This window comes from Streptomyces sp. 378 (assembly GCF_030124145.1).
GTDB lineage: Bacteria > Actinomycetota > Actinomycetes > Streptomycetales > Streptomycetaceae > Streptomyces.
In genome coordinates this window covers 91,772-114,096 of record NZ_JASKMS010000027.1, presented here as the reverse complement: position 1 = coordinate 114,096, position 22,325 = coordinate 91,772, and the positions used below count along the sequence as shown (strand labels likewise).

At 68.1% G+C, this 22,325-nt stretch carries 30 protein-coding genes; 13 read left to right on the top strand and 17 right to left on the bottom strand.

What is annotated here, in order from left to right; all coding sequences use genetic code 11:
- Positions 1–177 precede the first annotated feature (177 nt).
- From QNO09_RS29910 to QNO09_RS29900, 3 genes are read left to right on the top strand one after another with little or no spacing between them, the layout of a single operon-like run.
- Positions 178–570 carry a hypothetical protein gene (locus QNO09_RS29910; RefSeq protein WP_283973376.1) on the top strand — a complete coding sequence of 131 codons (393 nt, stop codon included), beginning with the start codon at positions 178–180 and terminating at the stop codon, positions 568–570.
- Positions 571–602: 32 nt separating this feature from the next.
- Complete coding sequence (locus tag QNO09_RS29905; protein WP_283973375.1) at positions 603–1,208, top strand: hypothetical protein; 606 nt, start codon at positions 603–605, stop codon at positions 1,206–1,208.
- Between the two features lie 26 nt (positions 1,209–1,234).
- Entirely contained in the window at positions 1,235–1,588 is a 354-nt protein-coding gene (locus QNO09_RS29900; RefSeq protein ID WP_283973374.1) for a hypothetical protein, read from the top strand.
- Between the two features lie 66 nt (positions 1,589–1,654).
- Here QNO09_RS29900 and QNO09_RS29895 read toward each other — a convergent pair whose 3' ends face one another.
- The 10 genes from QNO09_RS29895 to QNO09_RS29850 all read right to left on the bottom strand — a co-directional run bounded on the left by QNO09_RS29895 (position 1,655) and on the right by QNO09_RS29850 (position 8,747).
- A complete protein-coding gene (locus QNO09_RS29895) occupies positions 1,655–1,885 on the bottom strand; it encodes a hypothetical protein (protein WP_283973373.1) in 231 nt (76 codons plus the stop codon).
- A gap of 296 nt (positions 1,886–2,181) precedes the next feature.
- The gene (locus tag QNO09_RS29890) at positions 2,182–2,652 is read right to left on the bottom strand and encodes a Tad domain-containing protein (protein WP_283973372.1); all 471 of its coding nucleotides are present in this window, start codon (positions 2,650–2,652) and stop codon (positions 2,182–2,184) included.
- Positions 2,649–3,077: a TadE/TadG family type IV pilus assembly protein gene (locus QNO09_RS29885; protein ID WP_283973371.1), complete on the bottom strand. Its 429-nt coding sequence runs from the start codon at positions 3,075–3,077 to the stop codon at positions 2,649–2,651. The genes QNO09_RS29890 and QNO09_RS29885 overlap by 4 nt, the downstream gene beginning before the upstream one ends.
- 1 nt (position 3,078) lies before the next feature.
- Positions 3,079–3,540: a TadE family protein gene (locus QNO09_RS29880; protein ID WP_451522077.1), complete on the bottom strand. Its 462-nt coding sequence runs from the start codon at positions 3,538–3,540 to the stop codon at positions 3,079–3,081.
- Positions 3,541–3,569: 29 nt separating this feature from the next.
- Positions 3,570–3,821, bottom strand: coding sequence for a hypothetical protein (locus QNO09_RS29875; protein WP_283973369.1), 252 nt, complete (start codon positions 3,819–3,821; stop codon positions 3,570–3,572).
- A 74-nt stretch (positions 3,822–3,895) separates the two neighbouring features.
- Positions 3,896–4,819: a type II secretion system F family protein gene (locus tag QNO09_RS29870; RefSeq protein WP_283973368.1), complete on the bottom strand. Its 924-nt coding sequence runs from the start codon at positions 4,817–4,819 to the stop codon at positions 3,896–3,898.
- Entirely contained in the window at positions 4,819–5,814 is a 996-nt protein-coding gene (locus tag QNO09_RS29865; protein WP_502962360.1) for a type II secretion system F family protein, read from the bottom strand. Before QNO09_RS29865 ends, QNO09_RS29870 begins: the two co-directional genes overlap by 1 nt.
- 7 nt (positions 5,815–5,821) lie before the next feature.
- A complete protein-coding gene (locus QNO09_RS29860; RefSeq protein ID WP_283973367.1) occupies positions 5,822–7,129 on the bottom strand; it encodes a TadA family conjugal transfer-associated ATPase in 1,308 nt (435 codons plus the stop codon).
- Positions 7,126–8,004: a hypothetical protein gene (locus tag QNO09_RS29855; RefSeq protein ID WP_283973366.1), complete on the bottom strand. Its 879-nt coding sequence runs from the start codon at positions 8,002–8,004 to the stop codon at positions 7,126–7,128. Before QNO09_RS29855 ends, QNO09_RS29860 begins: the two co-directional genes overlap by 4 nt.
- Positions 8,005–8,021: 17 nt before the next feature.
- Entirely contained in the window at positions 8,022–8,747 is a 726-nt protein-coding gene (locus QNO09_RS29850; RefSeq protein WP_283973365.1) for a hypothetical protein, read from the bottom strand.
- Between the two features lie 586 nt (positions 8,748–9,333).
- On the opposite strand from QNO09_RS29850, the gene QNO09_RS29845 reads away from it, so the two are divergent.
- Together QNO09_RS29845 and QNO09_RS29840 are read left to right on the top strand one after the other, a co-directional pair.
- Complete coding sequence (locus QNO09_RS29845; RefSeq protein ID WP_283973364.1) at positions 9,334–11,388, top strand: hypothetical protein; 2,055 nt, start codon at positions 9,334–9,336, stop codon at positions 11,386–11,388.
- Positions 11,378–11,779: a hypothetical protein gene (locus QNO09_RS29840; protein WP_283973363.1), complete on the top strand. Its 402-nt coding sequence runs from the start codon at positions 11,378–11,380 to the stop codon at positions 11,777–11,779. The genes QNO09_RS29845 and QNO09_RS29840 overlap by 11 nt, the downstream gene beginning before the upstream one ends.
- Before the next feature lie 210 nt (positions 11,780–11,989).
- Here QNO09_RS29840 and QNO09_RS29835 read toward each other — a convergent pair whose 3' ends face one another.
- Positions 11,990–12,112 carry a GntR family transcriptional regulator gene (locus tag QNO09_RS29835; protein ID WP_451522071.1) on the bottom strand — a complete coding sequence of 41 codons (123 nt, stop codon included), beginning with the start codon at positions 12,110–12,112 and terminating at the stop codon, positions 11,990–11,992.
- Positions 12,109–12,252 (bottom strand): hypothetical protein, encoded by a 144-nt coding sequence (locus QNO09_RS29830; protein ID WP_283973362.1) that lies wholly within the window; start codon positions 12,250–12,252, stop codon positions 12,109–12,111. The genes QNO09_RS29835 and QNO09_RS29830 overlap by 4 nt, the downstream gene beginning before the upstream one ends.
- Before the next feature lie 586 nt (positions 12,253–12,838).
- Here QNO09_RS29830 and QNO09_RS29825 point away from each other — a divergent pair.
- Genes QNO09_RS29825 through QNO09_RS29795 form a run of 7 tightly spaced genes read left to right on the top strand, consistent with a single transcriptional unit; the run spans position 12,839 to position 18,006 of the window.
- Positions 12,839–13,510, top strand: coding sequence for a hypothetical protein (locus QNO09_RS29825; RefSeq protein ID WP_283973361.1), 672 nt, complete (start codon positions 12,839–12,841; stop codon positions 13,508–13,510).
- A gap of 53 nt (positions 13,511–13,563) precedes the next feature.
- Positions 13,564–14,592 carry a hypothetical protein gene (locus QNO09_RS29820; protein WP_283973360.1) on the top strand — a complete coding sequence of 343 codons (1,029 nt, stop codon included), beginning with the start codon at positions 13,564–13,566 and terminating at the stop codon, positions 14,590–14,592.
- 40 nt (positions 14,593–14,632) lie between these two features.
- Positions 14,633–14,932 (top strand): hypothetical protein, encoded by a 300-nt coding sequence (locus tag QNO09_RS29815; protein ID WP_283973359.1) that lies wholly within the window; start codon positions 14,633–14,635, stop codon positions 14,930–14,932.
- On the top strand, positions 14,929–16,278 hold the full coding sequence (locus QNO09_RS29810) for a coiled-coil domain-containing 22 family protein (protein WP_283973358.1): 1,350 nt from the start codon (positions 14,929–14,931) through the stop codon (positions 16,276–16,278). The genes QNO09_RS29815 and QNO09_RS29810 overlap by 4 nt, the downstream gene beginning before the upstream one ends.
- Before the next feature lie 9 nt (positions 16,279–16,287).
- Complete coding sequence (locus QNO09_RS29805) at positions 16,288–16,701, top strand: hypothetical protein (RefSeq protein ID WP_283973357.1); 414 nt, start codon at positions 16,288–16,290, stop codon at positions 16,699–16,701.
- On the top strand, positions 16,688–17,320 hold the full coding sequence (locus QNO09_RS29800; protein WP_283973356.1) for a hypothetical protein: 633 nt from the start codon (positions 16,688–16,690) through the stop codon (positions 17,318–17,320). The genes QNO09_RS29805 and QNO09_RS29800 overlap by 14 nt, the downstream gene beginning before the upstream one ends.
- 44 nt (positions 17,321–17,364) lie before the next feature.
- Complete coding sequence (locus QNO09_RS29795) at positions 17,365–18,006, top strand: hypothetical protein (protein ID WP_283973355.1); 642 nt, start codon at positions 17,365–17,367, stop codon at positions 18,004–18,006.
- Positions 18,007–18,187: 181 nt separating this feature from the next.
- Here QNO09_RS29795 and QNO09_RS29790 read toward each other — a convergent pair whose 3' ends face one another.
- Both QNO09_RS29790 and QNO09_RS29785 read right to left on the bottom strand, forming a co-directional pair.
- Positions 18,188–18,736, bottom strand: a complete 549-nt coding sequence (locus tag QNO09_RS29790) for a hypothetical protein (RefSeq protein ID WP_283973354.1) — start codon at positions 18,734–18,736, stop codon at positions 18,188–18,190.
- A 51-nt stretch (positions 18,737–18,787) separates the two neighbouring features.
- The gene (locus QNO09_RS29785; RefSeq protein ID WP_283973353.1) at positions 18,788–18,970 is read right to left on the bottom strand and encodes a hypothetical protein; all 183 of its coding nucleotides are present in this window, start codon (positions 18,968–18,970) and stop codon (positions 18,788–18,790) included.
- 200 nt (positions 18,971–19,170) lie between these two features.
- Between QNO09_RS29785 and QNO09_RS29780 the strand changes: the two genes are divergently transcribed.
- Complete coding sequence (locus tag QNO09_RS29780; RefSeq protein ID WP_283973352.1) at positions 19,171–19,494, top strand: hypothetical protein; 324 nt, start codon at positions 19,171–19,173, stop codon at positions 19,492–19,494.
- A 218-nt stretch (positions 19,495–19,712) separates the two neighbouring features.
- On the opposite strand, the gene QNO09_RS29775 is transcribed toward QNO09_RS29780, so the two are convergent.
- Genes QNO09_RS29775 through QNO09_RS29765 form a run of 3 tightly spaced genes read right to left on the bottom strand, consistent with a single transcriptional unit; the run spans position 19,713 to position 22,325 of the window.
- Positions 19,713–20,306, bottom strand: coding sequence for a hypothetical protein (locus QNO09_RS29775; protein ID WP_283973351.1), 594 nt, complete (start codon positions 20,304–20,306; stop codon positions 19,713–19,715).
- Positions 20,299–20,973 (bottom strand): hypothetical protein, encoded by a 675-nt coding sequence (locus tag QNO09_RS29770; protein WP_283973350.1) that lies wholly within the window; start codon positions 20,971–20,973, stop codon positions 20,299–20,301. The genes QNO09_RS29775 and QNO09_RS29770 overlap by 8 nt, the downstream gene beginning before the upstream one ends.
- On the bottom strand, positions 20,970–22,325 hold the full coding sequence (locus QNO09_RS29765; RefSeq protein ID WP_283973349.1) for a hypothetical protein: 1,356 nt from the start codon (positions 22,323–22,325) through the stop codon (positions 20,970–20,972). Before QNO09_RS29765 ends, QNO09_RS29770 begins: the two co-directional genes overlap by 4 nt.

Sequence of the window (22,325 nt, the reverse complement as noted above, 5' to 3'; positions counted from 1 at the left end):
CGCACGTGATCGGACATGGCGAGCTCGAGCTCCCTGGGGTCCTCTCCAGGCTCCTACCAACGCAGTCGGCGTGCCCAGCTTCGGCGAGGGTCCCTTCACACCGCACATCAGGGACGAGGGAGTATGGCTCACCTTTCTTCCCGTGGTCTGAAGACGACAGCACGAAAAGGAGTTTCGATGATTCGCCCCGTAGGATTCTTTTCCGAACTCTCTCCCGGTTGGCGGCTGGCGGAGACCGGTTCGATCAAGGATGCGGTCAGGCCCTCAGGCGAGCCAGACGAGAACGGCATCCTCGAATATCTCAGGCATGGCACAGGAATCTGGAGCGAAATGAGTGCGGGACCAGACGTCCTGGATCCCGACGCACCCGACATGACAGGCGTAGGATCCCTGTACACGGATGGCACTTGGCTCTGGCGCGAAGACCTCCACTACTACGTGACCACGTATCACCTTTCCCTTCCTGACGATTTCCTGAGGCACATCAGGGCCCTGAACTACAAGACACCGCCAGTACCCGAAAGCAGACTGATCGACATCGCGACAAACGACCTCGGAATCAGTATGTGATGGGAGCGAACCGGGAAAGACAGGTTGCATCGATGTCCAGTTTCTCGCTGGCGGTTCCGGATTCCTGGTGGGAGTTCGACATCCGTCCCGAAGGTCGTGACGCCACGATCAGGGCCCTTGTCGACGACCGAGTCCGGGAGTCTCCCGAACTCGCCCCGTACCGAACCGACATGAGCGCCATGCTCCGCAAGATGGCCAAGGACGCCCACGACTCCGGCGCCCTCTACATGGGCTGTATGGCCGAGAACTTCGACGGGTTCCCGCTGTCCGCGACCGTCACCGTCTCCGTCCTCGGAGCGAAGAACAAACAAGGTGTGGCCCTGTCCACGGACCCCCGCGCCATCGCGGAGAGCCTGCGCGCCATCGCCCCTCGACGCGAGGGTGACGCCTGGCGCGAGGTCACCACCGTCGAGATCCCGGAAGTGGGCACCGCGGCACGCACCTACGGCGTGGAGGACGTGCCCGTCGCCGAGGGCGACACTCGTACGCTACGGATGGTGCTGACCCAGACGTACGTGCCCCTGCCGGGGACCGACAACCAGGTCGTCCTCATCTCGGGGGCGAGCCCCGTGCTGGATCTGGCCGAGGCGTTCCACGACATCTTCGACGCTGTGACGAGTACATTCCGCTTCGTCTGACCATCCGACCTGCTGGGGGGATCCACATGGGCAAGGGCAAGAGCGACCTCGCGCTTCCGCTGACCGAGTTGGAGAGCTACGGGCGCCGGCTGCGGTCCATCAAGACCCGTCTGAATCACACCAAGAAGCTGTTCGAGTCCTACAAGGACGACATCGGCGACGGCAGCGTCAATGACGCGCTCGGCGATTTCGAATCCAACTGGGAGGACGGGCGTGAGGACATCACGCAGCAGTTGGACGCACTCGCGAGCATGTCCGATGCCGTCGTGCGCGAGTTCAAGAAACTGGACGACGAACTCGCCAAGAAGGTGAACGACGCCGTGAAGACCGAGGACAAGCGGGGCGGAAAGGGCGGCAAGGGGGACAGCGGGGGGAAGTAGGCCGCTGTCCGGAGGACGCGAAAAGGCCCCGGGTCCGGAGATCCGGGGCTTTTTCCCATGCGTTCGTCAGGAAGCGACGGCCGCGTTGAGGTGCAGGTCCGCCGCGACGCCCTGGGGCGAGACGGCGAGGCCCAGGCCGCCGCCCACCCCGGCGGTGAGGCCGGCGGCCGTGGTCTCGACGTAGAGACCGGCCGCGGCACCGGCACCCGCGGTGGCGCCACCCGCCTGACCGCCGGCGATGGTGTCCAGCTCGGCGTCGGACATCTGGGCGGTCTGGATCTGCGGGGTGAAGGCCATGGGAGGCGGTTCCCTTCATTCAAGAATTCGAAGTGCTCGAGCGCGACCGACTAAAGCACGTTGAAAGAAGGCACGGCCAGTCAGTGGTGATGCGTGGGTGCCGATTTTCGAAGAGCGCCTTCATGGGTGTGACCGTTCGGTCAGCGAGGACCTCGCGACCTTCACGCCCTCTGCCACTTCGTGATACACGAATGCGGCCCGCGGCGCGGAAAAGGGGGCCGGGCTCGGTTTCCGCCCGGCATCGCCATGACCTCGTGATGAACGGTGTGCGGATTCGCCGAATGTTCCGGATCGGCTCAGCCGACCTCGTTCTGCGCCACCGCCTGGCCGTGGACCACCACGTCGCCGCCGTAGAACATGCCCGTGAAGACCGGGGAGTACGTGAGCTGGACCTCGACCTCGACCTGCTCGGCATTCGCCGCCACACAGTGGGTCGCTCCGATGTCCGCGCCCGTCATGCCCATCTCGCGCGCGAAGGCCTTCACGCGGGCGTCGCAGTTCTCGAAGTTGATGGGGGCGGGGCCGCCCTCGTTCTCGTAGAGGGCGTCACGGTCGATGTCCTGCGCGGCGTAGCGGGCCGCCTGTTCGGCGATGTCGGCGGCGCGTTCCCGTTTGGAGATGGACAGGCCGCCGTCGATGACGAACGCCGAGAGGGAGAGGAAGACGAGCGTGAAGATGATGACCGCGCCCGCGCCCGAGCCGCGGTCGTCCCACTGTGCGCGGCGGGCCGCCCAACGCGCCCGCCCGTACGGCCGCAGGTGTCTCACGCCGACCTCCGGAACGGATCGAGCGGGGAGCTGAAGCTCGACGACAGGGTCGTCGGGACGTCGAGGCCGAGCATGGCGAGGCCCCGCACCTGGCAGCTCACCTCGACCGTGAAGATGGTGTCCGGTTCGAAGCCCTGGCTGGTCTGCGTGACGGACACCGGGCCCGAGCAGACGTCCGCCAGGTTCGCCTCGGCGGCCTTCTTCGCCTCGGCCATGGCCGTCGCGTGGTCCTTCTGGATCGACCCGGCGCGGGCCGCGTCCCGGGCCGCGCCGTCGAGCGCTCCACGCCCGTCCACGAGCTGGCCGAACGCCACCAGGACCAGGATGAACAGGATCATCACCGGTGCGAGGATCACGACCTCGACGGTGGACAGGCCGCTGTCGTCCGCGAACCGGCGGCCCTCCCGAACCGAGGGGACGGACATGTCAGTTCCCCTCTTCCGGCACGAACCGCTCCACCGGTCCCACCGACTGCGCGTGCACCGTCAGGTCCAGCCCCGGAAACACCGTCGGTACCCTCGCCGCGATCTCCACGCCCACCGTGTTCTGCTCCGGCTGCACCATCGTCACGTCCGGGGAGAGGACCAACTGCGGGCCCAGCTGCCGGATGTAGCTGTCCACGACGTCCCGCGCCTCGCCCCGCCAGGCGCCCGGCCGTTCGTCGGCCGTGGCGCGGGCCTTGCGGGCTCCGGCCTGGGCCGCCGCCTGGGCGACATGGTCCGCGAAGAAGTACAGGGCGAACTGCACGGTCGCGAAGATCATGAAGAAGAGGACCGGGGTGAGCAGCACGAACTCGATCGCGGTCATGCCTGAGTCGCCGCGGGTGGCCGCCCGTTTCCGTGCGGCCCGCACCCAGCGGCGTGCCCGTCTGCTGACGTCTGCCGGCATCCCCGTGAACCCCGTTGCTCCTGAGACGGTCAGCAGGTCTTGCCCGCGTCCGCACCCTTGATGCAGTCGCCGACCTTGTTGGCGCCCTCGCTCAGCGCGGCGTTGATGATGGCGGCCACGACACCGACGATCGCCACGACCACCGCGGAGATGATGACCCACTCGACCGCGGAGGCACCGCGGTCCAGCTCGCCGGAGCGGGCACGCTCGGTGCGGGCCCGGAGGAAGGTGACGAGGAAGTCCACGGCGGGGATGCCGGTGTGGAAGGTGCGTCCGTTCATGACGTCTTGTCCTTTCGAAATCGGTTCACGGAGGTTCTGTGGTGGCGAAGGTCGCCGCAAGGCTCACGCACGGCTCACTGCACCTGGAACACCCGCATCGCCGCCGGAAAGATGAGGAACACCAGGAACCCGGCGCACAGCAGCAGCTGCGCCACGAGCATCGACTGGGACTTCTCGCCCGCGCTGCCCTCGATCTCGGCGAGCTCGCGGTGCCGCATGGTCTCGGCGCGGGAGGCGAGGGACTCGCGGACCTTGGCACCGTCGTCCGCGACCAGGGCCAGGGAGGCGGAGAGGTCCTTCAGTTCCTCGACGCCGATCTCCTCGCCGAGCGCGCCGAGCGCCTGCCACTGGCTGACACCGGTGATACGGGCGTCGGACAGGGCGTTGCGGATGCGCTGGTTGGCCCAGCCGTCGGAGATTTCGGCCGCCGCCATCAGGGCCTCGGGCAGGCCGCGTCCGCCGGCGAGGCTCATCGACACCAGGTCGAGGTACGCGCCGATCACGCGCCGCAGGTCGCGCCGCTTCTCGGCCGCGTCCCGCCGTACCTCCAGGTCGGGCAGGAAGAAGAAGACCGTCGCGAAGAGCAGCGCCAGCCAGACCGGGATGATCGGGCTCCTCCCGACGCCCAGCGTGTAGACGATGGCGAACAGGAACGGGCCGAAGAACAGGCCGGCCACGCCCAGCAGCACCTTCGTGGCCAGGAACTTCTCCCAGCTTCGGTCCAGCACCGCGAGGTCCGCGCGCAGCGAGCGCTGCTCCCAGCCCTGCTGGAGGTAGAACTCCGAGACGCGCAGGCCCACTTCGGCCCGCAGCCCGCCCAGGCGCCCCTTCTCCCGCTCGACGCGGGCCGACTCGTAGGCCGAGCCGCGGGCCCGCATCGCGTCGATCCGCGCGACCTGTGAGATCGCGCTGCGCTTGCCCGGCATGAGGGCGCGGACGAGGGCGTAGAGACCCAGACCGAGGACGGCGCCGACGACGAGCGGCATCGTGAGGTCCATCAGCGAACCCCCTCTTCCTGCGGCAGCCGCTGCGGGGACTGCGCTGCTCCTTGCGACGGCGTCCTGGGGCGGACGAACTGGACGTTGGCCTCGTCGCGGACGAGGAAGCGCTCGGGCGTCTCGATGGTGGACAGCTTGCGCAGCCACCAGAAGCCGAGCGCGAACAGGCCGCAGACACAGGCCAGGACGAGCTGGCCGACGGCCGTTCCGTACGGCGCCACGAAGTCGCGGTTGAAGATCGACAGGCCGAGGACGAACGCGACGGAGACCGCCACGACGATCTGCACGGACCTGCGGGTCGACGCGCGCTGGGCCATGACCCGCTGGCGCATGTCGACCTCCTCGCGGGCCGACTTGGCCAGGGCGCCCAGGACTTGGCGCAGGCCCGGGCCGCGCAGCCGGGCGTTGAGGATGAGGGCCGCGACGATGATGTCGGCGGAGGCGTCGTCGATCTCGTCGGCGAGTTGCTGGAGCGCCTCGGGCAGCGGGGTGCGGGCGCGCAGCCGGTCGACGAGGGCGTCGAGGTGGGGTCGCAGGACGGGGGCCGCGGCGCGGGCGGAGGCCGGGATGGCCTGTTCCAGGCCTACGGCGCCGGCGATGGTGTCGCGCAGGGACTCCGTCCAGGAGGCCAGGGCCTCCACGCGGCGCATGGCGGCCCGCTCCTCAGCGGCTCCGCCGAACAGACGGTCCCAGAAGAAGACGAGGACACCGGCCGCGAGGCCCGCGACGGCCCAGCGGGTGAGGACCAGGACGACCAGGCCGACGATGGCGGCGAGCGAGCCGCGCTGCCCGGCGAAGCGGATGAGTTCGCTCGCCCGCTCGGCGGCCTTCTGCTTCTCGTGGTCGGGCTTGGCGGGCAGTCCGCGTACGGCGACGACAAGGAGGGCGAGTCCGCCGCCGACGGCGACGCCGCTCCCCATCGCGTACAGGACGGTGGTGGAGAACAGGCCGCCCATGGAGCCGAGCGAGCCGATGGCGGCGAGGTTCGTGCTCATGCCCGGCTCACCCCCAGGTCCCGGACGGCCGGTAGCCGTGTGCCATCAGTTCCTCCAGGCAGGCTATGGGGGCGTGCGGCACGATCCGGCCGTCCGCGGCCTCCGCGAACACCTCGCTGGACAGCACGCGTCCGTCGACGCCGTTGACCTCGCGGACGGAGGTCACCATGCGCTGGAGGCGGCCGCCGTTGCCGTAGTTGTTGCGCCGCTGGATGAAGACGACGAAGTTGACCGCGCCCGCGATCAGCATCTGGCTGGCCTCGATGGGCAGTCGTTCCGTGGCCTGCAGCGCGTAGGTGGAAATACGGTTGAAGACCTCGTGCGAGCTGTTGGCGTGGATCGTGGACAGTGAGCCGTCGTTGCCCTGCGACATCGCGTTGAGCATGGTGACGATCTCGTCGCCGAGGACCTCACCCACGATGACGCGGGAGGGGTTCATACGCAGCGAGCGGCGCACCAGTTCCGCCATCGAAATGGTGCCCTGCCCCTCGGAGTTGGGCAGGCGCTCCTCGAAGGCGACGACGTTGGGGTGCAGGTCGGGGAAGGTGTCGAGGCCGAGCTCCAGGGCCCGTTCGACGGTGATCAGACGCTCGTGCGGCGGGATCTCGTTGGCGAGGGCGCGCAGCAGTGTGGTCTTACCGGCGTTGGTGGCGCCGGCGATCATGATGTTCTTGCGGGCGCGGACCGCGCAGGCCATGAAGTGGGCGACCTCGGGCGACAGCGTGCCGTTGCCGACGAGGTCGGAGATGAACACCTTGCCCATGCGCGCCCGGCGGATGGACAGCGCGGGGCGCCGGGTGACGTCCATGACGGCCGACAGTCGCGAACCGTCGGGCAGCCGCAGGTCGAGCTGCGGGTTGGCGGAGTCGAAGGGACGCGAGGACAGGCCCGAGTAGGCGCCCAGCACCTGGATGAGCTCGATGAGCTCCTCGTCGGTCTCGGCGACGGGGTCGCCCTGCACCTCGCGGCCGTCGGCGTACCCGACGAACACCTGGTCGCAGCCGTTGATGTCGATGTTCTCGACCTCGGGGTTGTCCAGCAGCGGCTGGAGCCGGCCGACGCCGAACAGCGCGGCGTGCACGGCGGCCGCGTACTGCTCCTCGGTCTCGGCGTCCAGCGGGGTACGGCCCGCGTTGATCTCGGCGCGGGCGTACTCCTCCAGGATCTGGGCTATGACGGCACGGGCGTACTGCCGTTCGTCCTCCGTGGACATCGGAGTGACGCCCGCGACCTGGTCCTGACGGCGCTGCTCGGCGATGCGGTCGCCGGCGTCCTGGCGGAACCGCTTGACCAGACCGTGGTCGACAGCGGTCATGCGCCGGCCCCCGCGCGGCCCGGGGCGGGCGGGACGTGGTGGGCCTGGGGTGCCTGGTTGGCCTGGGCGGAGGCGGCCCAGGCGGCGCCGTACTGCTGGTAGAGGTCGGCGGCGACCTTGCGGGCCGAGCGGATCAGCAGCGACTTGTCGAGACGGCCGCGCTTACGGCCGGCCAGCTGGTCGGCGCCGGCCGGGTCGTCGGCGATGGTGCCGACCACGCGGGCGCCGGTCTGGGCGTGCACGAGCATGTCGTTGACCTGCGAGGCGAGCTTGCCGGCCGTGCCGGTGTCGGCGATCAGGACGACGCCGATCATCGGAGTGCCGAGGCTCGCGGCGCCGCGCGATCCGCCGTGCAGCTTGCCCGCGAGGGCGGCGGCGCGGTCACGGACCCGGGCGATGGCCTCCGGCTCGGTGCGTGAGATGAGCAGCACGAGCGCGGCGTGCGGGAACAGTTCGACGGCCGGGGTGTCACCGCTGACGCGTCCGCAGTCGGCGATGACGTCGGCGGCGGCGTGCGGGGAGTCCGCGAGGGAGCTGAAGGCCTGCCCGAGGGTCGGCCACAACCCCGCGAGTCCGGCGGCCTGTTCGGCGATGCCGAGCCCGACGAGGACCTCAAGGCCGCCGCTGAGCGGCTGCACGTGGTCCCAGAGCTGGTCGGGCACGAGGCCGCGGCGCGCGGTCGCGGCGATGGAGAGCATGCCGGTGTTCGGGTTGAGCGGTCCGCCGTGCGCCGCGGCACTGCGGTAGACGAGGTCACCGCCCGCCGGGTCCGCCTCGGCGAGCAGGACACGCCGCGGCCAGACCGCCGCGAGTGCGACGGCCGCGGTGGTGACGCCGGGGGAACCCTTGTCGGCGGCGAGAGCGATGAGCGCCATGGGTGGGGTGCCGCCTTCTAGTTGCCGGGGACGTGCACGATGGCGACCTGGTTCGCGGCCGCCGCGGAGGCGAGCGCGGCCGCGTCGGCCTGGTCGACGAGAAGGGTGAGCGAGAGGTTGCCCGTGCTCACGGTGGCGTCGTCGTTCTCGGCGACGCCGTGCACACTCGCGTTCTCGACGAGGGCGCCGCCGCCGGATGCCGAGGTGCCGCCCGAACCGCTGTCGCTGTCGGAGCTGCTCGAGCTGGAGCCGTTGGTGCCCACGCGGTAGGCGGTGACGATGTCGCCGGCCTTGATGTCCGCGGGGTACGTGCCTTCCTTGAGGGCGAGCCCGACGGAGGCCTTGCCGGCGGGAATGCCGGCCTTCTTGGCGAACATCTGGCCCATCACGATCGTGTCGGAGTAGATCGTGGACTTGGCCTTGAGGGTCTTCAGCGCGTTCCGCTGATCCCACGTGACGTAGTTGATGCTGTCGTCGGCGGCGACCATCACCGAGCTCACGTTGTCACCGACGGACTCCCCGGCCTGGATGTCCTTCGTCACCTTGACGACCTCGATGCGGTTGCCGACCTGCAGCACGAGCATCGTCACGCCCAGCGCGCCCACGAGGATCAGCAGCACCGCGAGCGCCGCCAGTGCCGGTTTGCGCTCGCGAGGAGGGGTGGGAAGCCGGTCACCGACCGACGGCTGAGCCGGAACGCCGGAACGACCCGCGCCCGCCCCCGTACGCTCTTGGATCTTCACGCAACCGCTCCCCGTACACCCAAGAAGATGTCTGTCATGTGCCTTCACATTGGGACACTCCACCCGCGTCGACCCACACGGAGAAGTGCGGGACGGGCCGGACGTACCCGCCCGGCCTGGGCGAATAGTCAGCACTGGGGGTGAGTGTCAAGCCATCGCACCGTATCAGCCGCACATAAGCCCCTCAAGACGCGCCCGGCCTCATGGGCCGCAGGATGCGGCCTGTTATCCATCTGCAACGTCGGCCCTGCTCAGCCCGGCCGAGACCGACTCCACACGACACCGCCACCTGTGCGCCAGCGAATCGCCCCCACCCCCAACAGCTCTGGTCGACGGACGGGTTCGTCACCTGTCGGCCATCATGCCTGCACGATTCACTCACGAAGTCGGGGCGGGGCTTCGCGCGGTCGTGCCCTCACGAAGGACTGCCGTAAGCGTCGCCATCAGCCTTCAGGGGCATCGCGAGGCAGGCGACCTGGTTGCGGATCCGGCGCGAGATTCGACCCGGCCGACATGATCTGTAGCACTCGCGAACGGCCGAGTAGAGTGCCGCGCGGACATCGAACGGACCGCGGGGGACTCACCGGTGAGAGCGATCACGACGAACGGCGCCTGCCCAGCGCCGATATGGACAACGAGCGGCAGGCGCAAGCGCGTTCTCCGGCTGCTCCTCACCCTGTGCGCGCTGACGGCCCTCTTCGCAACCGCCACACCCGCCGACGCCGTGGACACCGCCGACGCCGCCGACGCCCCCACCCGGGCCGCCTACCTCGCCGACCGCCTCCGCGAGAACCCGGTTCACGTCACTGACCAGCTCCCCCGCGAGATCCCCCGCTCCACCACCCCCGACCTCGCCCGCATCGCGAAGAAGACCGGCGTCCCGACCTACGTCCTGGTCCTGCCCGTGCAGAGCAGCACGGACGGCGGGCAGTTGCTCGGCGCGGTGCACGACCGGCTCGGGCGGGACGGGCTGTTCGTCCTGTTCGAGGGACCGGACATCGCGGAGGCCAGGGCCTTCGGCGTCCGCGCCGCCGCCGACGCCGCCCTCATCGTCACACAGTACGAACTCCCCTACGACGCAGGCCCGTTGCGCAGCTTCGAGCGCTTCGCCGACGTCATCGCGCAGGGCGACGAGAAGGCCACCGCCCGAGCCGAGGCCGCCCGCGAGAGGTACCGGGACGACGAGGCAGCCGACCTGTACATCGGCCCGTCCGACCGCCGCAACCAGTCGTTCCTCACGGGCATCCTGCTCACCGGCGTACCCCTGACGATCCTGCTGCTCGCGGCCTTCGCGGGGCGCGGGCGACCGAAGAAGCCCGTTCTGCGTCGGCTCGTCTGGGGTGCGGCTCTCCTCTCCGCCGCCGCTGTCGCCCTCACCGCCACCGTCGTCTTCGACCAGACCCGGTCGAGCGCGGCGCGGCCTCCCAGCCCCGCCGACCTGTCCGCCCGTGTGGAGCGGGTCGCGGCGGGGCTGAAGCAGGACCCGGTGTACGCCGATCCGGAGAGCCCGCGCGTCCTCGACGCCCGGCAACTGGCCCGGCTGCACGAGCGGATCCGGGACTTCCGGCTTTCCGACGGCGGCGGCCCCGTGTACGTCTCCCTCGTGCCGCAGACTCCGGCGAGCGAGTCGGCCGGCGACTCGGCGCTGTTCGCCGCGGCGGTGCACGCCAAGGTGGGCAGGGACGGGGTGTACGTGGTCGCCGACCCTGGCGACGGCACGATCGACGTCTACAACCACGGCCTGCGCCTGGACGGCAACCGCCTCTCCATCGACGTACCGGACTCCGTCACGCTGGGCGACAGCAGGGCGGACGAGGCCGACGACCACCTCCTCGGCGAGCGCCTCGACGCGCTGATGACCTTCCTCGACGACACCCCGCGCACCGACCGGCCCTGGTCCGAGCCCGCGCCCCCCGCAGCGCCGAGCGCCGCCGACGAGACCGCCCTCCCGCCCCTGTTCTCCACGGACTTCTGGCCGGGCCTGGTCGTGGGCGCCTTCGCGGCCCTCCTGCTGTCGAGCGTCGTGGCCGGGGCGACATGGATCGTCCGGGCCGTACGGCGGCGGCGCTCCCCCGCGCCCGAGCCCTCCGGCAACCTGCCGCTCACCGCCCCGACCGAACCGTCGGCGTCCTACCTCCGACGCACCGCCTACGCCGAACTCACCGCGCTCATCGCTGGATTCACCGACCCGGAGGACCGCGACCGCGCCTGGGACCACCTCGACGCCGCGCTGCTCCTGGTCGACGGCGACCCGGGGCGCGTGCGGCAGCCGGGGACGGATGCCGCGACCCTGGTCGCCGTCATCGTGCTCGCACGAGCCGGCCGTGCCGCGCTCGCCGGCGAAACGGCCGACCTGTGCTGCGGCGTCAACCCGCTGCACGGCCCCGCCGCCCGCCGTCACCACGTCCGCGTCTCGGCCGAGGGCAACAGCCGCCGCCTGCTCCCCGTCTGCCCGCCCTGCGGCGACACGGCCGTCGCCGCACCGCGCGGCATCCCGGACCGGTTGCTGAAGCTGCCCGACCCCTCCCTCGGCAACGCCCGCCTCCCCTACTACGACGTGACCGACGGCCCCCTGACCGCCGTACCGCAAGGAATCGCCCGGCTCATCGACAAGGTGAGGGAGACCGCAGGTGCCCACTGACGCGAAACGCGTGATCAGCGCCCTCGCGGCACTGCTGCTGACGGCGCTCACCACGACGGGCAGCGCCGTCGCGGCGGACGGCGACGGCCCGAGCGCCGGGCAGCGCATCGCGAACGCCCTGCGCACCTCCCCCGTCTACGTCGACGAGGCCTACGCCGAAGCCGTACCGCCGTCGCGGCGGCGGCAACTGGCGGACCGGATCCGCCGCACGGGCCTGCCCATCAAGGTCGTGCTCATCCCCCTCACCAAGGGTGACGCCTTCGACGGCGAGTCCGACCTCCTGGCCGGATCGGTCCGCGACCGGCTCGCGGACCGGCGCGACCTCGTCCTCATCACATCGGACAGCGACTTCCCCGACTCCCTGCGGGGCTCGCCGTGTACTTCTCGGTGAACGGCTTCGCCATCGCCGACAGCAGGCGGCCCAGCGACGCCGAGATGCCCGCGAACGTGGTGCGGGCGCAGGACTCCAAGCTCGCGAAGTAGTCCTCGTGCGGAGCTCGTTGATCAACCGGGCGGCCGGTCCTCGCGCAGGGCGTTCCCACAAGGCGCCCCGGCGGGCCCTGACTACGCGTCGATTCCCACCGAGACCCCTCGGAGCCGCTCAGCGCTCCGCGACGAACGATCCCATGCCCCGCGTGGTGACGATCAGCCCTTCCTCCCGCAAGGCTGCGGTGGCCTTACGAACGGTCTCGCGAGCAACTCCGAACTCCTGTTCCAGCTTCACGCGAACTGCTCGACGGCACCGCGTGCCGCCTGGTACGCCCGTACGTCCTGGACTCCGCCGAACACCGCCGCCAACGCGAACGCCGTCGAGCCGCTCGCCTGGCCACCCTCGGCATCGATGTGGGCGCGAAACACATCCACGGCGTACGGGTATCGGCGGCCGACCGATGACGCGCCCGGCGCTGCGGATGTGCACCCGCTGCGAACGCTCCACCGGTGAACCGACCCCGATCCGCCAGTTCCCCGTCCCGCCAGGCGTGGCCCTCAACATCTACGCCTGCCAGGAGTGCGTCAGTCACTACCCGGCCCTGGAGGGCGCGGTTGATCTCCTGCAATCCCCCTACCGCCACTCGCGCATGACGCTCCACGTCTACAGAGTCGACGCCGAAGGCGCCATTACGGAGGACCGCGGCAGAGTCGAGATCACGGCCGGCGGCCCCGCCGATCCCGTCCCGTACACCTCCGCAGATCCGCCATGCGCGTGTGCTGGATGCAGGGCGACGCGATAGCAAAACCCCCAGGCGACAGCGACGGCCCCGGACGCGGCGCGATCGAGCGTCCGGGGCTGCCATCGCTGAGACACGACCTGAGCACAACTCCGCGCCACTACACCCTCATACGCCCCAAATGCCCTGCGCATCGCCCAGTTCGCTGTGGCGAAACCCAGAACCTCACCGATAGCGTCTGTCTCCCTGACCTCACATCTGTCTCACGGGGAGAGTCCACTGTGAAGCGCCGCCCTTTGCCCGTTGCTGCCGCGCTGGCGGCGACGGCAGCACTGCTGTTGACGGCCTGCGGTAGCGGGGACGACAAGTCCAGCGACAACGACAAGATCGCCGGCGCCGACCAGGGGGCGGAGACGCCGAAGGAGTCGGCATCACCGTCGGGAGCACCGGCAGAGGACAAGCCGGACGGCGTGGACGTGTCCCTGCCGAAGGACATGAACCTGGTCTTCGACTGGGACAAGCCGAAGGACAAGAACGAAGCGGCTGCGATGCAGGACGCGGCGAACTTCGTCCGGTCCATCTACCGAGGCGTTGACAAACGCACGACCAAGGACGCCTCCTTGGTCGCCTACTCGACAGGCGATGGGACTAGGTACGCGAAGACGCAGATCGACGCCCGGCTAGAAGGCGGCTGGACGGCAGAAGGCACACGGCGCCACTACCAGGCCACCACCCGGTCCGCACCGAACGGAAGCTCGGTGGAGGTTGCGTTCTGCGTGGATTCAAGCAAGTTCTACTCCAAGGAGATCAAGACCGGAAAGGTCCTGAAGGGCGCCCCCAGCATCACGGACTTCGACTATTTCAAAATCATCATGGTCAAGGTCCCCACCGGGGAAGGTCTGTGGCAGGCGTCCAAGGTGTACGTCGAGGCCAAGGCGGCGAAGTGCCAGTGAACAGGTCGCTGCACCTAGCCCTCAGCACAGGCGCAGCGGCCCTGGGGCTGACGATGGGCGTACTCGCCTGCGCGAATCCGGCCTACGCGGGAGAAGAGCCAGCCAATACCCAGGGTGCCAACACAGAAGAGTCGGGCGGCGGCAACGGCAACGGCATCTACGCTGCCGCCCGCATCCAGTACTCCGGATCCGTTGCCAAGGACGGCGGCACCGGAAACGTGACGTCCTCCGACGTTAACTGGACACCACCTCCCTGCTGGTACGCGCCTTACCTCGGTGCCAAGGACTTCAAGAAGGAGATGTCCAAGCACATCGAGGGCCAGCTGAACACACCCGGAATGGGCGGGACCGCCGGTTCAGCGCTCGGCGAGACAAAGCGCCACTACGAGGATGAGTACGGCTGGACCGACACTCCCGGCTACAAGGACTACAACGTCGAGAACGACGGCAAGGGAATGTTCTGGGCCGGCGTCGAGAACCCCAACGAGCCGGACCCCCTCAAGCGGTCCTCGTGTACGGACCTCCCCTTCTGGGTGGAGAACGGTGAGGCCCCGCCGCCCCAGTACGAGGAGGCCATCAGCCCGGAGATCCTCGCCGCTCTCGCCTACCAGCACATGGAGCTCCCCGACACCAAGGTCACCCTCGCTCCCGAGGCCAACACCAAGGTGAACCTGCCGACCTGGGCGTGGCTCGACAAGGCTGTCTTCGACGAGGTCCAGGCGACGGCGGCCCTCAACGTCCCCGGGTTCAACATCCAGGCCACGACCACCGCCAGGCCGGTGTCCCTCAAGCTGGAGCCGGGCACCAAGGACGCCGAGACCTACCCGGCATCCGGCGAGTGCGTCATCAACGCCGACAAGTCCATCGGCGAGCCCTACGCCAAGGGCAAGGCCGACCAGACGCCGCCCTGTGGCCTCAAGTATTTCCGCTCGTCCGGCGACGGCACGTACAAGCTCCAGGCCACCATCACGTGGGAGATCGCCTGGACCGGCACCGGCGGCGCCGGCGGCGACCTGCCCGACGGGACGTTCGGCAACGAACAGGCGGTCACCGTCCAGGAGATCCAAGCCGTCAACCGGTGATCCGACAGCAGCGAGCACACACACGGGGGAAGGGTCATCCATGAGCGACTCGGACCTGACGGTCGACTACGAGTTCCTCGCGGACTGCGAGCGCAAGCTCGGGCGGCTCAAGAAGACCTTCGAGGACATCGAGAACCGTCGCGACGACATGGACAAGCACTGGGGCTCCGGTGAGATAGCCGAAGTGATGGTGCACTTCGTGGACAACTGGGACGACTACCGCACCCGGCTCGTCGAGTCGCTCGAATCCGTCGGCCAACTCGTCGCCGGCACCAAGAAGGCGTTCGTGAGCCTGGACGAGGAGTTGGCCAAGCAGAACAAGAAGAAGCAGAAGAAGTGACACCGACATCCAAGCGCCGTCCGGTCGACTGGCAGCCGCTCTGCGACTCCGACCCGGTGCCCGGCGACCCGGAGGAGATCCGCGCCGAGGTCAAGCACATGGTCTCGGTCGCCAAGAAACTCCGGGAACAGGCCAAGAACCTCAAGGCGATCAGCAACGAGGACACCCTCAAGGGCAAGTACGTCAAGCGCCTGCGCGAGGAGTCCGGCACGCTGGAGAAGCACATGCGGGAGGTGGCCGACCGGTACGAACGTGTACACGGCCATCTGACCACGTGGTCGAACGAGCTGGAGGACTTCCAGTCGGACGCCGACAAGGTCCTGCGCCAGGCGAAGGAGAAGCAGGGCGAGATCGAGGCGGAGAAGAAGAAGGAAGCCGCCTCCGCCGACAAGGACACCCCCCGGCCCTCTGTCAGCGGCACCGACCACGACCCCCTCCAGTCGTACCGAAGCCGGCTGAACGAGATCACCGGAAACCGGGACACCCGCGCCGACCACCATGCCGGGAAGATCCGCGCCGAGATCGACGACGTGATCGAGGACTCGCCGTGGGACGACATCAAGGGCTGGGTCCATGACAATGCCGACCTGATCAAGGCGTTCATCGATGTTCTCGGCTGGGTCGCGACGGTTGCAGGTTTTCTGGCACTCGCCATCCCCGGCTTGAACCTTCTCGTCATAGGCATCGCGGCGCTCACGATCGGGCTCAGACTCCTGTTGGTGGCATCCGGCGACGCCACCTGGACGGATGTCATCTTCGACGTCGTGGGTGGGCTGCTCGTCGTGGGTGGCATCGGGGCCGCCTCGAAGCTCGCCAGAGGCGCCAAGGCCACCGTGGGTGCCGCCCAGGCCGCCCGGACCGCCGGCCTGAGCCGAGGGCTCAGGGGCGTCAAGGGCATCCTGGACGAAACGGGCCGGACGATGACCAAAATGCCGCAAGGAGCAGGGCGTCAGGCCCTCGGAGCGGCCCGTAACGCGATGCGCAAGTCCATCTCCCAGAACGTCGGCCTGGTCGCCAAGGGACCGCTCAGGGTGAGCCCGTTGTCGACGCTGGTGCACCTCGGCGACAAGGAGATGGCCGGCATGGCGAAGATGCTGCAGGCGAACAAAGCTGCCTTCCCGGAGGCCGCAGGGGCCGCCGCGGACAAGGCGTACAAGTCCTATCAGGTGGGCCTCGGCATCGCCTGGACCGGCATGGGGATGGACGTCACCGACAAAGCGCTGGGCAAAAGCGACCTGACAAGCTTGACCGACGAAAAGTTCGGAAGCGGCGAGAAGCCGTACAACACGGCGTACTCGGACTGGAAGGACAACACGCTGAAGCCCGCGCCCGACACCCACTGGTGAGGAATGAGCATGGACCTGAACTCGGCGCAACGCATTGTCGAGGCCGAAGCCGCCCGCACCGGGCTCGGCACCGGCCCCAACAGGCGGCTCCGGCTGACACTGATCATCGGAATGCCCCTATTCCTCCCGGTATTGGGGATTATGATCCTGGTGCCGAAGTCCCTGATGCATGAAGTGCTTTATGTCTATGAGGCCGGGATCGTCGGCTGCCTCCTGCACTACGTCTGGGTGTTCGCGAAGTACCCCCGTTATGCGGGCCGGCCGCCCTACCTCACCCGAGATCTGGCCATGGGCGGCGGCTTCTTCCTGCCCTCGTTGTTCTTCGGCTTCTGGCCGGGCATGATCGCCGCCCCGGCGTGGGCTCTCTTCGTAGGCGTTGCCTATGCCGTGGAAGTGACGCGGGGGCGCAATGACCAGCGTTGAGCACCGCCGGGCCCCTGATGGCTTCAACCTGGTGCCGCCGCCCGGCTGGGACGTGATTCCGCTGCACTCCGGTACTCAGGAGGCGATGGACCGCATCGTCCGCAAGGCCGTCAGGCAACTGCCCGTCGGTTTTCCCAAGGACGACATTCCGAAGGCCCGGCTGAAGCTCACCCAGGAGATGAAGAAGGTCGTCCGCCGGGCCAGTGCCAAGAGAGGAATGACCCTCTACCTCCCCACCGAACGCCTCCACGGCGTCGCGCTGCCCGTCTCGATCGTGGCCTCCGAGCCGATCGAGGTTCCACGGGTCAGGCCCAACAGCGGTCCAGAAGCGGTCCTGGCCACGCTCGCCTCCGAGACCCGCGGAGCCGAGGTGCGAGAGCTCGACGGCACCGCAGCCCTGCGCTCGGAGCGAGATGTACCCCCTGACCCGGCCCAGGGCGTCGACGTCGCTCACCGCCGGGTCGAGTACTTCGTGCCGATCCCGGAGAGCACGCCTGACCGGTACCTCACCTTCTCCTTCAGCGCCCTGATCGCGCCCGGCTCGGATTCCGCCTTCTACGACACCCTCGTGGAGCTGTTCGACGCCGTCATGAGCACCTTCCGCTGGAGCTACTCCTGAGGACCTCCCCCTTACTGCCCGCGCACCGACGAAAGAGACCACTCATGCCAGACGGGACCCTCTGGAGCACCGACCTCGGCGCTCCGCTCCACATCGACACGGATGCCGACCCGTTCCTTTGGGGCTATCTTCATCTCCAGATCGACAGACGGACCTTCAAGGAATGGCTGAACCAGCACCTGATCGGCTTGGCCGCCATTCACAACATCGAACTCACCCGTAAGCTCCGCCGCTTCCACAAGACCTTCTACGAGCAGACGCTTGTCATCCTGAGGGACAAGCTCCAGGCCGACGAGGCGTTCATCTACCACCCCGTTCCGCTCACCTATATGCCCTTGGTGATGCACGCCACCCGCATCCACTGCGAAGCCCCTGACGCAGCCTCCTGTGAGGGGTTCAGCGCGCCGACCGTGCCGAACCCGGACATCCCCGAGTGGCAGCAGCGCACCGGCAGCATTGCGTTCGCCTCCCCGTATCTGGGCGAGGACGGCGTCCGGGTAACCCGCTCATACCCGGCGGACAGCACCATCATGATGACCTCGGTGACCTATCACTGGCACACACCGCCTGGCATCCCTGACGTGTGCCTCCGCGGGCACCACGACGATCCGGAAGTGATCGCCGCGGCAATGGAGGCACTGGACGACTTCGCGCGGACGCTCCGGCTCCCCGGGACGGCTCATTGACCGGCGCCACCCGGGGCGGATTCAAGCGGCGAGCATCGTTGAGCGGCATTCGCGAGAGCACGTGGAGCATGGGCGGAGGAACTGGCCTCACTCACCGCAAGGTTGGGGTACGCGCTGGCTGTCGCTCACCCAGCGCTGCTGCACTCGGACAACCATGTCCTCCTCAGACGCCGGCGCAGTCCTAACGCCCCCGTGCCGCCCGGCTCTTCCCCTTGCCCTTCTTCCGAAGCCTCCGCGCCCTCTCCCGCTCCTGAGCCCTCCGTTCCTCGGTCCGTGCCCTGTTCCAGCGATACAGGAGCCAGCCCACCAAGCCCCCACAAACGACGTACGCGAGAAACGCGATGCCCGTTCCCGGAATGTAGGCGCAGCTCGCCGAGTGGCAGTTCCTGGCGCGAAGGCCGCTCAGCAGATAGAAGAACGGCCCGAAGGCCGCAGCCCAACATGCTGCCGCTCCCGCCGTCCGCAGCCCGTGCGCCAGCGCGGTCCTGCCGGAGACCCCAGAGGCACAGCGCACTCCTCCGATCACACCGAGAACGGTGATCACGCCGAGGACTGCACCGAGCGCCCATGAGCCTGCGGGCAGTTCTACGAGCGTCGGGATGGTTACGCGGGCGAACCGTTTCCACAGGCCCATGAGCAGCAGGACCACGCCCGTACCGATCACCAGGCAGAGGATCACTCCAGCGATCCCGAAACCGTCGCGCATTCCCGAGCGACGGTCGACACCCATTCCGTCACCTTGCCTCTGCATCTGCAGTCCTCCCGCGCCGACGGCTCCTCGTCACTCCACCCACCGCAGGGAACCCGTGATCGCATCACACAAGCGCCCCATCGGACCGGACATCCCGGTAAGCGGAGCGGAAAAGGAGAGCGTCAGGTTGCCGACGGCGCCGGGCATCAAGACATGGACGTCGAGCGTGATGGCGCCGAGGACGCGCACCCCGGCACCCGCAGGGAGATCCACCACCGACACCTGCCGCCGTCCTGGGCCCTCAGGCTCTCGCAGCTCAAGCCACGCCGCGTACTTCTCCGGGTCGGCGGGGGTATCGACCAGCGGAATCAGGGCAGTCCACCTCGTCGCCCTCGTCCGCGCCGGAGCCCGCTTCGAACGCGGCCAACTCGTCGAGCGTCCCGCCACCGTCGCGGCATAGGGTCTGGTGCACCATGACCGACCGCCACACCTACGGCACCAGCACCGACACCGCCGACGACCTGGTCCGACGCGTCAGAGACCACCTCGGACTGGTTTTCACCGAGCGCGACAGCGACTACCGGGGCGTCTACCACCTCGCCAGCATCCCCAACGGGCGGACCAAGATCCAGCCCAACCCGACCCCTGGCGACGACGGGGAAGGCGACCTCTATGCTCCACAACGCCCGGCGGCCCAGGTGCTGTTGCTCACCACCACCCGAGCCCCGGACCCCGCCTCGCGGGCTCGCCTGGGCTCCATCGAAGGGCTCATCCACCTGCACCACGAGGCAATGTGAACAGCTATTGATCCGCAGGCTTTGACCATTGCTCACTGTTTCGAGAGGTCTGATCATGATCTTCTCAAGCTCGAGGCCGACCCGACCCAGTGGTTCCCCCGCCCCTGCACCGACGAGCAACGAGCGGAGTCAGGACGCCGCCTGGCAGGTCGAGCCGACCAGGCGGCAACCCGGACCTCATCAACCGTCTCGTCCGGTGGGGACCCCGGAGTGGAGCTTCAGAAGTCCACCGTTACCGTCTGCGCGATGCTGTCCGCTGCAGCTTCCATTTCTTCCGTGATACCGGGCACTGTCCACGACACCAACAGCATGACGGCGCTCTCGGCCCCATCCGGGAGGATCCCGTACGTCAATGTTTCCATCAGGACTCCGGGCTCGACACGTGAGGCCGAGTCAGCAGCGAAGTCCTGACGAATGCGTACGGCACTGCCGACCGGAAGATCTGTATGCGAAATCTGCGAGGGGCCGAAGTCGTCGGCGCTGAAGGTCTTCGCCAGCCACTCCAACGTGATACTGGGAACTGTTTCATCAGGGTGAATCAGATCGACTTCCAGGACCGCCAGCGCGGTGTCGAAGCCGTCAGGAAAGAAGGCGAACGCATAGAAAGGATCTCGGCTGCGACTGTCATCGGCACGGGCCCGCAGCTCCTTCCTCAACGTCCGTTTGTCCAGTTCATAGCCCGCAGCCTTACTGCGGTCACGCAGCTCCGCCGCGGTTCTCTTGGCCCAATCCTTGACATCGTCCGACGGCTCAAGCGGGAGCGGCACCCAGTCGGTCGGAACGACGATGCCGCATGCACTCATCTCACCCATGATCGGTGCCACCGCCCACCCAGACCAGAGAGGCCGCTACCGCGTCGAAGAGCTCGACCATCGCGTCCGCGATCTGCACCAAGGGGGTGGAGAAGGTCAGCAGTAGACATGCGTCGGCTCTGGGGACGGGCAGTTGATAGTCGAGCGTGACTGAGGGAAGAGTCTCGTCAGGACCACCCGGCATACCTGGCGGAGCCGGGCGGTCAGGCTGCCCTGTCGACCTGCGGGTGCGCACAGCGTGTCCCGACGACAGTTCGACCACTGACACTTCCAGCTCTGGGTCAGAGGAGAGGCGGGTAGCGATGTCCTGCACATGCAGCTGGCCTCCGCCGGTAGGCGGCATGAAGGTGACGAGCAGAGAAGCCGGGATGGTGAAAGCAGCGGCCTTCTGCAGGCTCAGGTACAGCTCGATGCCACCGTCCCGGAAGGCCGCGGCTGCCTGCGCCAGAAGGCTTTCCCGCAACTGCCTCTTGAGGTGAGGAGCATTATCAACCCCCTCGAATTGGCGGTTGACCAGTACGTCGACCGAGCGCTCACGGCGCTCTGGATCGATGTCCACCCGGAACCATCCCTCCGGCAGAAGGAGCCGGTAGTCAGTCGGCGGTGCGATGTTGCCACTGCCTTCAGGCAAGGTCATGGTGGCTCCGATGTCGTCGGCTGATCTCATGCGTTGTCCTCTACCTTCTCGATCACCTTGTCGCCCGAGAAGCGGCTGACAAGGGCACTCGTCCCGGCGGGAACCAGAGCCGCGGCGATGGTCAGAGCAGACAACAAACCCGCGAGAAACGCCGGCAGTTCGTCACTGAAGAGTCCGGCCAACAGCACAGCGCTGAAGAGCGAAAGCGTGAGGAGTTCATTCCTACCGATGACAGAATGGTGCCAATCGGCCTCTTTCCTGGCTTCCTTGGCTTCCATCGGTGACATCTTGCGGACATCCGCGCTGAGGACGTGTCCCTGCCACCAGACGTCGGCGCTCCTGGTCTGCCGGAACTTCTCGTCCTCAACGGCAACTGCCAGTGCCGCTTGCAGCTCAGCCCAGCGATCGTGCCCCTGCTGTCCCGCGAACCAGTGCTTCCACGGCAGCAGTGCCCGCGTCTCGCCCTTGCCGTCCAGAAACGCGACAGCCAGCGGTTCCCCCGTCGTGGGAGCGACAAGTCGCACCAACCTCGCCACTCCGTGCGTACCGGCCCTCCCGAGCCAGCGTTCTTCTCCCACTGTGTTGGTCAAGACCACGTCGTCTGGAAGTACCCGAATGGAAGCCGTTCGCAGAAACCGTCGCGTCGCTCCGGCTGCCGGTGAAGGCCTGAACGTCAGGGCTCCGCCGAACGAGTCGCTTCTCGTGTTCCGCCACCACGCCGTGATGCGCACGAGGCCATCCGACGCGGGAATCAGGAGGAGGGCGCAGGCAGCAACAGGCATGGCCCAGACCAGATCAGCGGCGAAAGCGATTACAGCAGCCACGAACCAACCGAACATGCCGAGCCCTCTTGCCCAGCTGTGCCACCGGGGCAGGTCGCCATGGACAGCACGGTCCGGTCGGGGTCCCCGACTGTTTTCCCGTACCTCGACTCCGTCAGCTGGCTGCAGTCCCTCTTCCAGTGGAATTCCAAGAGTCGCGACAAGGTCCCTGAGTCCAGTCCGGTCCAGGCACGTCGACGGTCTCAGGTCCATGGCCCCGACGACCCCGGCCTCGGGCAACCAGGCCGCGAGCGGCACACGCAGGACTTCCCGCTCGGCCTCACTCTTGAAGGCCAGAACGCCCCAACGTTCCATGGGTCGCTTCTGCACGGTCTCCCAGAGGTCGCCCGGCGGGATGAAGACCGCGTGCCGGATGCCATCACCTCCGACCCCATACCGGCGCTCCCGCAACCGGCCGTCACGCACCACCAGGGTGCGCCCTTCCGCGTAGAGCCGAGCTCTGCGCACGACATGGGCATGGTGGGGCGGCATCCCCGCAGGGCGCACAACCGGCTCGATCGCCCGCCGTAGCGGCGTACTCTGCCCTGTCTGTTCAGCCAT

Bases quoted from the DNA above. Each gene is read 5' to 3' on its own strand.
- QNO09_RS29910 (WP_283973376.1), top strand. From the start codon at position 178: ATGATTCGCCCCGTAGGATTCTTTTCCGAACTCTCTCCCGGTTGGCGG.
- QNO09_RS29905 (WP_283973375.1), top strand. From the start codon at position 603: ATGTCCAGTTTCTCGCTGGCGGTTCCGGATTCCTGGTGGGAGTTCGAC.
- QNO09_RS29900 (WP_283973374.1), top strand. From the start codon at position 1,235: ATGGGCAAGGGCAAGAGCGACCTCGCGCTTCCGCTGACCGAGTTGGAG.
- QNO09_RS29895 (WP_283973373.1), bottom strand. From the start codon at position 1,885: ATGGCCTTCACCCCGCAGATCCAGACCGCCCAGATGTCCGACGCCGAG.
- QNO09_RS29885 (WP_283973371.1), bottom strand. From the start codon at position 3,077: ATGTCCGTCCCCTCGGTTCGGGAGGGCCGCCGGTTCGCGGACGACAGC.
- QNO09_RS29880 (WP_451522077.1), bottom strand. From the start codon at position 3,540: ATGCCGGCAGACGTCAGCAGACGGGCACGCCGCTGGGTGCGGGCCGCA.
- QNO09_RS29875 (WP_283973369.1), bottom strand. From the start codon at position 3,821: ATGAACGGACGCACCTTCCACACCGGCATCCCCGCCGTGGACTTCCTC.
- QNO09_RS29870 (WP_283973368.1), bottom strand. From the start codon at position 4,819: ATGGACCTCACGATGCCGCTCGTCGTCGGCGCCGTCCTCGGTCTGGGT.
- QNO09_RS29865 (WP_502962360.1), bottom strand. From the start codon at position 5,814: ATGAGCACGAACCTCGCCGCCATCGGCTCGCTCGGCTCCATGGGCGGC.
- QNO09_RS29860 (WP_283973367.1), bottom strand. From the start codon at position 7,129: ATGACCGCTGTCGACCACGGTCTGGTCAAGCGGTTCCGCCAGGACGCC.
- QNO09_RS29855 (WP_283973366.1), bottom strand. From the start codon at position 8,004: ATGGCGCTCATCGCTCTCGCCGCCGACAAGGGTTCCCCCGGCGTCACC.
- QNO09_RS29820 (WP_283973360.1), top strand. From the start codon at position 13,564: ATGGGCGTACTCGCCTGCGCGAATCCGGCCTACGCGGGAGAAGAGCCA.
- QNO09_RS29815 (WP_283973359.1), top strand. From the start codon at position 14,633: ATGAGCGACTCGGACCTGACGGTCGACTACGAGTTCCTCGCGGACTGC.
- QNO09_RS29805 (WP_283973357.1), top strand. From the start codon at position 16,288: ATGGACCTGAACTCGGCGCAACGCATTGTCGAGGCCGAAGCCGCCCGC.
- QNO09_RS29800 (WP_283973356.1), top strand. From the start codon at position 16,688: ATGACCAGCGTTGAGCACCGCCGGGCCCCTGATGGCTTCAACCTGGTG.
- QNO09_RS29795 (WP_283973355.1), top strand. From the start codon at position 17,365: ATGCCAGACGGGACCCTCTGGAGCACCGACCTCGGCGCTCCGCTCCAC.
- QNO09_RS29790 (WP_283973354.1), bottom strand. From the start codon at position 18,736: ATGGGTGTCGACCGTCGCTCGGGAATGCGCGACGGTTTCGGGATCGCT.
- QNO09_RS29780 (WP_283973352.1), top strand. From the start codon at position 19,171: ATGACCGACCGCCACACCTACGGCACCAGCACCGACACCGCCGACGAC.
- QNO09_RS29775 (WP_283973351.1), bottom strand. From the start codon at position 20,306: ATGGGTGAGATGAGTGCATGCGGCATCGTCGTTCCGACCGACTGGGTG.
- QNO09_RS29770 (WP_283973350.1), bottom strand. From the start codon at position 20,973: ATGAGATCAGCCGACGACATCGGAGCCACCATGACCTTGCCTGAAGGC.
- QNO09_RS29765 (WP_283973349.1), bottom strand. From the start codon at position 22,325: ATGGCTGAACAGACAGGGCAGAGTACGCCGCTACGGCGGGCGATCGAG.